Source organism: Acinetobacter sp. 228, assembly GCF_048147885.1.
The window spans coordinates 60977-70327 of record NZ_JAYWYV010000016.1; the positions used below are offsets into that span (position 1 = coordinate 60977).

The following is a 9351-nucleotide window of genomic DNA, read 5'->3' on the forward strand; positions in this document are numbered from 1 at the left end:
TACAATCTTTTTTGAAGATAGTATGTATCAGTTTGAAGCATTATATGAAAAGAATATTATTAGGCGTATGTCTACTGGGCTGGAATTATGGGGTTTTTGCTGCAAGTGCAGTTGAATATGTAGCAGCAGTAGAACAAATTAATGCCGATTATAAAAAAGAATCACGGCAATTTTTAAGCAGTTTGAATCCGCAGCAGCAAGGATTTAGACCTGAGCAAAATGCAAAATTTTGTGGGATTGTAGGGCGCTATGTTGATCGTTTATATCAGGCCGCTGACCAGAATCGAGCTTATCTGGATCGTCAGTTTCAAAATATGACTAAACAGGATGTTATTAGAGAAGTGAAGTTATCTAAAGAGATGCAACTACTTAAGCGTTATCATGTAGATTGTGATTTGCAATAAAAAATAAGAACATGCTAAGAACTGTCCAGGAAAAGGGCAGTTCAACGCAAAAATAGATTTAAATTTAAAATGGGAAATTAAGCAAGTTTTGCTTTAATTTTGGCAGAAACTTGTGCAGGATCGGCGCGCCCGGCTATGAGCGGACGCAGAGAATTCATCACCTTACCCATATCTTTCATGCTAGTAGCTTGTTGCGCTTCAATTGTTTGCGCAATCAGGGAATCAAGTTCTTCCTCAGTCATAGCTTCTGGTAGAAATTGAGAGAGAACCTCAACTTCGGCTTGTTCCTTACTAGCTAAATCTTCTCGACCAGCACCTTCAAAGGCTTTGATCGATTCTTTACGTTGTTTAATTTGCTTTTCAATGACCGCAAGAACCTGAGCGTCGTCAAGTTCTTTGCGCTCATCGACTTCGATTTGCTTAATTGCTGCCTGTAGACTACGAATGACCGTCAACTTCGGCATATCCTTGGCACGCATGGTGGCTTTCAATACGTCAGTAATCTGGTTTTTTAAAGTAGTCATTATTTATTCCAAGCAGTCAATCACAAATTAATCTTAGTAAAGGCGAGTAGTACGTACTGATTCACGCGCCAATTTCTTTTGGTAGCGTTTAACAGCAGCAGCTTTTTTGCGCTTACGTTCTTGAGTTGGTTTTTCGTAGAATTCGCGCTTACGTACGTCAGCTAGAACGCCCGCTTTTTCGCATGAACGTTTGAAACGACGGATAGCTACGTCTACTGGTTCGCCTTCTTTCAATTTAACTTGTGGCATGAAGAATCCTCATTAAGTTATGGATAAGATCAGGGCCGAATTGCCCCAGATCACAAGTGAAGGTCAGTATTTTACTCATTTACATCTCATACCACAAGCCTATAATAGTTGCTGCAATAGATTTGATACAGGTTATAGGCAGTTTAATGATCGTTTTAGGCTTGGAAACGTCGTGTGATGAAACAGGGCTTGCACTTTATGACAGCGAGTTGGGGTTACGCGGACAGGTGCTTTATAGTCAAATTAAACTGCATGCAGAATATGGCGGTGTGGTTCCGGAACTGGCATCACGTGATCATGTACGTAAATTAATCCCCCTGATTAATGAGCTGCTCGAACAAAGTGGCGTGAAAAAATCAGAAATTGATGCGGTGGCTTATACGCGTGGTCCAGGTCTGATGGGTGCACTAATGACAGGTGCACTGTTTGGTCGTACTTTGGCCTTTGCACTGAATAAACCGGCGATTGGTGTGCATCATATGGAAGGTCATATGCTGGCACCTTTGTTGTCAGAAACTCCGCCGGAATTTCCATTTGTGGCACTTCTGGTTTCTGGCGGTCACTCACAGCTTATGGCAGCGTATGGTATTGGTCAGTATGAATTGCTGGGTGAATCGATTGATGATGCTGCTGGTGAAGCCTTTGATAAAGTTGCGAAGATGATGGGGTTGCCATATCCGGGCGGTCCGAATATTTCCAAACTGGCGGAGCAGGGCGATCCGAATGCATTTGCATTCCCGCGACCAATGCTGCATCAAGGTCTGGAATTTTCATTTAGCGGTTTAAAAACGGCTGTTTCTGTACAAATGAAGAAACTGGGTGATGAAAACCGCGATGCTGACATTGCAGCCAGTTTCCAGGAAGCAATTGTTGATACTTTGGTAAAAAAGTCGTTGAAAGCACTGAAGCAAACGGGGCTTAAACGTCTGGTGATTGCCGGTGGTGTCAGTGCCAATAAGCGTTTACGTGAGCGTTTAGAAGCAGATTTAGCCAAGATCCGTGCATCTGTTTATTATGCTGAACCTGCACTCTGTACAGACAATGGTGCCATGATTGCTTTTGCGGGCTATCAGCGTTTAAAAGCAGGTCAGCAAGATGGTTTGGCCGTGACCACAACACCACGTTGGCCGATGACGGAATTGACTAATCCGACAGAGGCATAGATTTCAGCTAAAAAAAGGAAGAGGTTTGGGCCTCTTTCCTTTTAATGTGACTTTTTAAATGAGAACTTAATAGAAACGAGATGCTTTGAATATCTGTATTTATTTATAGCTTTATTTAAAACTCAAATATTCTATTGAAACTTGAAAATCATTTAATAGCTTCGGTTTAAATCATACAGCTTTTATAAGTTTGCAGCAGAGATTGCTTCGGATGGAAAATATCAATTTTAAAAGTTTTCAGGATGCGGGACAGGCGGTATTGCAGTTTCTGCATAAGCATTTTGGCTTTGATTTATGGATGATCACCCGGGTAGAAGGTCTGGACTGGATCGTCCTGCAAACGGAAGACCATGGCTATGGCGTACAACCTAGGCAAGTTTTTCAGTGGGCAGACTCCTTCTGCTTTCATATGGTGGCAGGTAAAGCGCCTAGAATTGCACCCCGTTCAGAAGAAATTCCTTTATATGCCACAGCGCCGATTAATCAGCAGGTCTGTATAAAATCTTATATTGGCCAGCCACTCGTTAAAGAAGATGGCAGTCTGTTCGGAACACTCTGTGCGATTGATCCTGAAATCAAATCAGAAGCTATTGTTCAAGATATGCAACTGGTCGAGTTGTTAGGGCAATTGCTCAGTTCGATTTTGCAGGCAGAGTTACGCCAGATTGAGCAGGTGCGACAGCGTGAATTACTCCAGGAAGAAGCCAGTAAAGATGAATTGACTGGATTGTATAATCGCCGTGCCTGGGACAAATTTCTGCGAGCAGAGGAAGAGCGTTGCAAGCAGTATGGTCATCCCGCCGCTGTATTGTTTATTGACCTGAATGATCTGAAAAAAGTGAATGATAGTTTGGGTCATGAAGAAGGTGACAGGCTGATTCAGAATGCAGCTCAAGTATTACGAGATAATGTTCGCATCAATGACATTGTCGCCCGTTTGGGTGGAGATGAATTTGTGATTCTCAGTGTGGAAAATGATAAAACGGGTGCTGAAACGTTGCTCGACCGTTTAATTGCTGCTTTTGCAGAAGCAAATATTGGCGCAGCAATTGGTCTGGCAATGCGTCATCCAAGTCAGGGTCTATTTGCAGCACTCGCACAGGCGGATCAGAATATGTTTGAATATAAACGCTGGAAAAAAGCCAGTGAAGCTGTGGCCTATCTTAAATAATTGATGCTTTGAATTTTCTGTAAATAAGCAAGAATTTTATAATATCGGAAGGGTCGTTTTCTTTGGTCTAAAATCATCCTATCTTTCAATATTCTTCTTTAGACGCATGTATAAAAAATAAGAAGAAATAAGCCTGATTCAGTGTAAAAAGAAAGATTAATACATCATTAACTTAATGATTACAAAATTAATAAGCTTTGTTGCAAAGTAAATTGATCTGATTGAAAGCACTATAAATTGGCTGTAAAGCAGTTGTAGTGAGGAGTTGTAATTAAAAAAGAGCCTCATTTCTTGTGGTCATTATTGTTTGAAATATACATTAAAATTACAGAACAAAAAAATTCTTTGTTTAAAGATAAAACACTAAGGAAGGATAAAGCTAGCTGTCAAAAATAAATATCACCGGCAGTCATAGTACTCGGCTGCTTATTTTAAGATGGCTCATCTTTAGTGATAACCAGATAAAAATGCAAAGAAATTTCAGGGAATAAATTTTATGAAAAAGCAGATTTCTCTCTTTGGTGTGGCTCTTGTATCGGGTTTACTGAGTGCTTGTGGTGGAAGTGGCTCAGATAATCCCACAGTCTCTACCCCTCCAAATGTTCCGAAGGAAAGTATTTCCCCTGAGCTTTCAGAAGAGTTTGTCCCTTTTGAAGATCAGGATATTGTGGATAAAATTCGCGATAAAATTTCTGAAGATTCCAGTAATGATACAGACTACAACGTTGCTCTAGGTCATATGATTGGTGAAGTATTTGCAGATTATCCTTATGGGCGTACTGCACGTATCATCAAGATTTATAATCTGGGCATCAATAGTATTAAATACCCAAATCTGATCTGCTCAGAAGTAAATACCAATGGTGCAGTCAAGACTCTTAAATTAAAAACGGATAGAGAGAACTGTATTATTCTGGACAAGACTTATCGTAAAGGCTCCACCATTACTCAGACAGTGAATGGTGACACGACGACTTTAAGCTTTAGCAATGTCCGTTATGGTTCAAATGTGGATTTTAATCTCAAGGACGACTACCTGATTTCTGGCACAATTGTACATCGAAAGACCAAAAATAACATGGGGCAATCCGAATCTTATCAAATCGATCAGTTGGAATTTCAGCGTATAGCCGAGACCGGTCAGGCGGGTACTTCTGGAACCGCGTTTGATACAAAGAGCAAAGAATATCTGCAGGTGCGTAATTATAATTACAGCCTGGTCGATGATTATGGCAGTGGCAGTAATGGGATTCGTACCTTAACCAGTCGTGGTACGATTATCGGTCAGCCTGATCTGGCAGATTATCGTTACAGTTTTGATTTTAATACCAGCACACCATTCAAAATGGATGAAACCGTTTTAAATAACTATAAGCATTTGCCAAAAGAGGGCGTGCTTAGAATTAAGGACAGCTATGATCAGGTAATTGAGGTCAAACAGAACCAGCCTGAATCGTTAAAGGCTACTGTTTATTTCAATGGCAGTGAAATTGATGACTTGCTGTGGTCTACCATTATTGGTAATAAACAATAATTCGAGAGGTCAAAAAAGCCCTGTATTGTCGGGGCTTTTTATTATTGATGGGGGTAGTCTTTATTACAAAACTTTTTAAATAGCCGTGCTAATAAATCAGGTAGCTGTAGCATCCAATAACAATTCAGCGGAATAAACAGCCTGCCATGACGCTTTAAACTGTTTGTGCACTTGGTCAATCGGAAAAGTACTGAATTTTGCAATATTTTTCGCTTTTTGAATGTTGTCGGCGCGCATATATGCAATCAAATAGTCCTGACCATGAAGTTGCAGATAAAACCAGGACTCGACATGAACCTGTTCAGCCTTAAGCGTCTCAATCACTTTGTCTTGACGTGCTTTTAAAGTACGCTGCCAGTCATGAACTTGCTGCATATGTAAGGGCTTAAGTTGAATGAGAACTGCACCGACATCCATAATTTTAATTTTCTTTTGAGTATCATTATGATATAAGTGATTTATATGAAAAAAGCGACCTGAACCGGTCGCTTTTAAGCTTTTAAGAGGCATTTAGTTGGGTTGAACCAATCCAGTGCTTGGAAAACTGATAGGCAGCGCGTCCTGAACGTTGACCGCGTGCCTGACACCAGCGTAGGGCTTCAGCACGGGTTTCTGGCGTGAGTTCCATGCCTGCCTTTTTAAGATAATGCTCTACAATTTCTAAATACAGATTCTGATCCATTGGATAAAAAGAGAGCCATAAGCCAAAGCGGTCAGACAGTGAGATTTTTTCTTCAATCGCTTCTTGCGGATGCAATTCGGTATATTGCGGAACATCAACCCGGGTAACGGGCGTATTTTCATGCATGAATTCGGGTAATAAATGACGACGATTACTGGTCGCATAAATCACAAAATTGCTGGAACCGGATTGTAAAGAACCATCCAGAACACTTTTTAAACTGCGATAATTTTCGTCTTCGGCATTAAAAGCCAGATCGTCACAATAAACAATAAACTTCTCTGGACGTCCGGCAATGAGTTGCTGGATTTGCGGTAAATCAGACAAATCATCCCGTTCAATTTCAATCAGGCGCAAGCCTTGCTCTGCATATTCAGTCAACAGGGCGCGAACAATAGAAGATTTACCCGTACCACGAGAACCCGTCAGCAAGACATCATTGGCAGGTAGGCCTTTTAAGAACTGCAAAGTATTCTGGATAACTTTTTCTTTTTGTCGCTCAATACCTTTTAAATCGACCAGTTCTATCTGTCTGAGCTGATGAATGGGTTTGAGCTCACCATTTTGCCACTTATAGGCAAGCGCAGAAAAATCAGGATTTTTTTTCAGTTCGGGCAGGCTTTGCTGTAGCTGCTGCAGCACAGTTGAAAGGGTATTTAAAATATGGTCAGGTAACTCAATTTTTGCCATGATCTAAGCATACAGATTTAAAATTATGTCTAAGATAGTATCACTGCAAAATACACAGTCAAAGCCGGAAAAGTATGATAATTTGCTTAAAGTAGAGAATCTTCGTTATTGTAGAGGATAGAAAGTTTGGACAAATTTTCTGGCTCTGGGTACGAGCTGTATCAAGAATAAATATAGGGAACAAGGCAGATGCTGTTTAAAGATTTTACTCAGGACATTAATCCACATCAGGCCTATCGTATTAAAAAGCTCAAGCAGCAGCTGCAACAGGCTGAGTCCTATGAAGAATGGAAATATATTGCCCTGAAAATAGATGAAGAATCAGGTGCGCAGGAATGGAAATTTGATAACAGCTCCCCGTATTTTGATGCAGAAGTAATTGCACATCGTCTGGGTAAATTAAGACGCTATCGACAACAAAAGCGTACCCGTGACCTGATGTATATTTTGCGTGAAGGCCTAAGTTACGATATTGCCAACATTGCCCATCCTCTGTTGTTCACTGAAGCTTACGTTGGTACCAAAAAAATTATTGAAGATTATGTCGAAGAAGTCAGCCAGAGCTTAGCCTATATTGCTTCAATAGACTGTACTTGCCTAAGTATTGAAGAAAAATTAGAGTATTTTCAGCATTGTCAGCGTGCTTATGGACAACCGGCCTTGATGTTTTCTGGTGGTTCAACTTTAGGTCTGTTTCATACGGGCGTATGCAAGGCCTTAATGGAGCAGGATTTATTACCAAAAGTCATGTCGGGTTCTAGTGCGGGCGCCATTATGACAGCCATGTTAGGCGTGTCCAAACCGTCACAATATGTCGATATACTAAAGGGACATAATTTCTTTCATGAGGCTTTTCATTTCCGCACAATGAGCGAATTGCTGAAAGGCAATGGTGGCCTGGCCGATGTAAAATATCTGAAAAAATTTCTGATCGAAAATCTGGGTGATCTGACCTTTGAAGAGGCTTTGAAAAACTCAGGCCTACATATTAATATTGCAGTTGCGCCTTATGATGGGGCACAGGACGCACGTATCATGAATGCCTATACATCTCCGGATGTGCTGGTCTGGAGTGCGGTGCTGGCCTCTTGTGCAGTGCCAATTCTGTTTCCACCTGTGCGTTTGACCAGCAAGCGTTATGACGGTCAATATACCCCTTATATGGGATCAACCCGTTGGGTGGATGGCAGTGTGCGCAGTGATTTTCCGCAGGAGAAAATGGCACGCCTGTATAATATCAATTATACCATTGCCAGTCAGACCAACCCGCATATCGTGCCATTTATGCAGGATGATATTTCACGTTTCCGTAAAGGTACCTTGAGCTGGCCGCAACGGATTGTTCGCCGGCAGGGCGCGGTGATTACCAAAGGTATGATGGATTTCGCCCGGGAACATGCGGGAAGTTTGCCTCCTGTACGCCGTCTTTTGGATCATGGCTATGGTGTGGTGGATCAGCGTTATTATGGTGATGTGAATATTGTCGGTAAATATAGCCTGCGCCACTATAGCTATATGTTGCAGAATCCAAGGCCGTATCTGTTTAAAATTTTACAGCGTGAAGGGGAGCGGGCTACATGGCCGAAAATTTCCCTCATCGAAACTCAGGAACGCGTGGGGAAAACTATTCAGCATTGTCTGGAACTGTTAAATTATCAGCATGCACCTGATCCAAAACCTGAATACATTGCCACGACTTAATTTAGATCATCTTGATACTTCTAATTTTGAACTGCGAACTAAAGCCCGCAGCTTGGGCTTTGGGCGGCGTTTGTATTATGCTGAAAAGCAGGCGCTCTGGCTAAAAACCCAAATACCGAATATCTCTGATAGCTTAAAATTATCAACGCAGGCTGAAATGGGCTGGCAGCGTGAGCTGGATTTTTATCAGGTTTATGCCCGATCAAGTGAGCTAAATTTCTTCCTGCCCCATCAAATTATTCAACAACCTTTCAAGATCGGTCATGACCACTTTGAGCATGCTTTGATTCTGGTGGATGCACGGGCGCATTTTCAAGTCATGCCGCATCAGCAATCCATTACACAAATTCGACAGCATTTGCTGCAAGCTGTAGAGCCTTTAGTCTGCTTGCAGGAGCTGGGCTATATACATGCGGATTTAAAGCAGGAGCACTTTGTAAATGATCAGGGCAGGGTATGCCTACTTGATTTCGAACATGTGCAGTCAATCTATCAGAATGATACCTATGAGCTGAATGCAACACCACGTTATATGGCGCCAGAACTTTTTCAAGGTCAGGCCAAGAGCCTGCAAAGTGAAGTTTATGCTTTAGGCGTGATTTTTTATGAATGGTTAAGCGGGCAGCGTTTACAGGCGACTGATTATCTGGATTGGGCGCTGTTGCATTGTCAGCGTCTAAAGATTGGGTTACCGGAAAGTTTACAGGTCTTTCAAGGCTTATTAGAAGATATGCTATGCAAGCAACAACCGCATCGACTGACAGATTTCAAAGCGGTTAGATCCTACTTAATGACTGAAATTGAATGAGAAAAATACAATAAGACCGGGATTGTTTCTTATTTAATCAAACGGGTGCTTTTTTATGATAAACGGCTTGTCAGCTGGAAATGATCTCTATAATATACACAGCCATCGGGGACGTGGCGAAATTGGTAGACGCACTGGATTTAGGTTCCAGCGCCGCGAGGTGTGAGAGTTCGAGTCTCTCCGTCCCCACCAATCGATATTCGGGTAACTGGATATTGAATTGAAGTAGAGGATTGGTGTAATGGTAGCATGACGGTCTCCAAAACCGTTCGTCAAGGTTCGAATCCTTGATCCTCTGCCAAAGTTTGAAAGAAATCCAACACTAAGTTGGTACCCTGATGGGGACGTGGCGAAATTGGTAGACGCACTGGATTTAGGTTCCAGCGCCGCGAGGTGTGAGAGTTCGAGTCTCTCCGTCCCCACCA

General features: G+C 41.9%; 10 protein-coding genes and 3 tRNA genes. 9 read left to right on the top strand and 4 right to left on the bottom strand.

Annotated features, from left to right (window positions below; translation table 11 throughout):
- The first annotated feature begins 44 nt into the window (after window positions 1-44).
- A complete protein-coding gene (locus tag VXQ92_RS11980; RefSeq protein ID WP_416681853.1) occupies window positions 45-404 on the top strand; it encodes a hypothetical protein in 360 nt (119 codons plus the stop codon).
- Between the two features lie 77 nt (window positions 405-481).
- Here VXQ92_RS11980 and VXQ92_RS11985 read toward each other — a convergent pair whose 3' ends face one another.
- Both VXQ92_RS11985 and rpsU read right to left on the bottom strand, forming a co-directional pair.
- Entirely contained in the window at window positions 482-928 is a 447-nt protein-coding gene (locus VXQ92_RS11985; protein ID WP_064095864.1) for a GatB/YqeY domain-containing protein, read from the bottom strand.
- Window positions 929-961: 33 nt separating this feature from the next.
- Entirely contained in the window at window positions 962-1177 is a 216-nt protein-coding gene (rpsU, locus tag VXQ92_RS11990) for a 30S ribosomal protein S21 (protein WP_001136722.1), read from the bottom strand.
- A 146-nt stretch (window positions 1178-1323) separates the two neighbouring features.
- On the opposite strand from rpsU, the gene tsaD reads away from it, so the two are divergent.
- The 3 genes from tsaD to VXQ92_RS12005 all read left to right on the top strand — a co-directional run bounded on the left by tsaD (window position 1324) and on the right by VXQ92_RS12005 (window position 5045).
- Window positions 1324-2340, top strand: a complete 1017-nt coding sequence (tsaD, locus tag VXQ92_RS11995; RefSeq protein ID WP_416681856.1) for a tRNA (adenosine(37)-N6)-threonylcarbamoyltransferase complex transferase subunit TsaD — start codon at window positions 1324-1326, stop codon at window positions 2338-2340.
- Between the two features lie 211 nt (window positions 2341-2551).
- Window positions 2552-3511 (top strand): diguanylate cyclase, encoded by a 960-nt coding sequence (locus VXQ92_RS12000; protein WP_416681857.1) that lies wholly within the window; start codon window positions 2552-2554, stop codon window positions 3509-3511.
- Between the two features lie 496 nt (window positions 3512-4007).
- Window positions 4008-5045, top strand: a complete 1038-nt coding sequence (locus VXQ92_RS12005) for a hypothetical protein (protein WP_416681858.1) — start codon at window positions 4008-4010, stop codon at window positions 5043-5045.
- Window positions 5046-5141: 96 nt separating this feature from the next.
- On the opposite strand, the gene VXQ92_RS12010 is transcribed toward VXQ92_RS12005, so the two are convergent.
- Window positions 5142-5555, bottom strand: a complete 414-nt coding sequence (locus tag VXQ92_RS12010; protein WP_416681860.1) for a DUF6176 family protein — start codon at window positions 5553-5555, stop codon at window positions 5142-5144.
- Window positions 5545-6417, bottom strand: coding sequence for an ATP-binding protein (locus tag VXQ92_RS12015; RefSeq protein WP_416681861.1), 873 nt, complete (start codon window positions 6415-6417; stop codon window positions 5545-5547). Before VXQ92_RS12015 ends, VXQ92_RS12010 begins: the two co-directional genes overlap by 11 nt.
- 189 nt (window positions 6418-6606) lie before the next feature.
- Between VXQ92_RS12015 and VXQ92_RS12020 the strand changes: the two genes are divergently transcribed.
- From VXQ92_RS12020 to VXQ92_RS12040, 5 genes are all read left to right on the top strand, one after another.
- Window positions 6607-8118 (top strand): DUF3336 domain-containing protein, encoded by a 1512-nt coding sequence (locus VXQ92_RS12020; protein WP_064101782.1) that lies wholly within the window; start codon window positions 6607-6609, stop codon window positions 8116-8118.
- The gene (locus tag VXQ92_RS12025) at window positions 8105-8926 is read left to right on the top strand and encodes a protein kinase domain-containing protein (RefSeq protein WP_416681865.1); all 822 of its coding nucleotides are present in this window, start codon (window positions 8105-8107) and stop codon (window positions 8924-8926) included. Before VXQ92_RS12020 ends, VXQ92_RS12025 begins: the two co-directional genes overlap by 14 nt.
- Before the next feature lie 107 nt (window positions 8927-9033).
- Window positions 9034-9118: transfer RNA gene (locus VXQ92_RS12030), tRNA-Leu, on the top strand.
- 35 nt (window positions 9119-9153) lie between these two features.
- Window positions 9154-9227: transfer RNA gene (locus VXQ92_RS12035), tRNA-Trp, on the top strand.
- A 39-nt stretch (window positions 9228-9266) separates the two neighbouring features.
- Window positions 9267-9351, top strand: a tRNA-Leu gene (locus tag VXQ92_RS12040).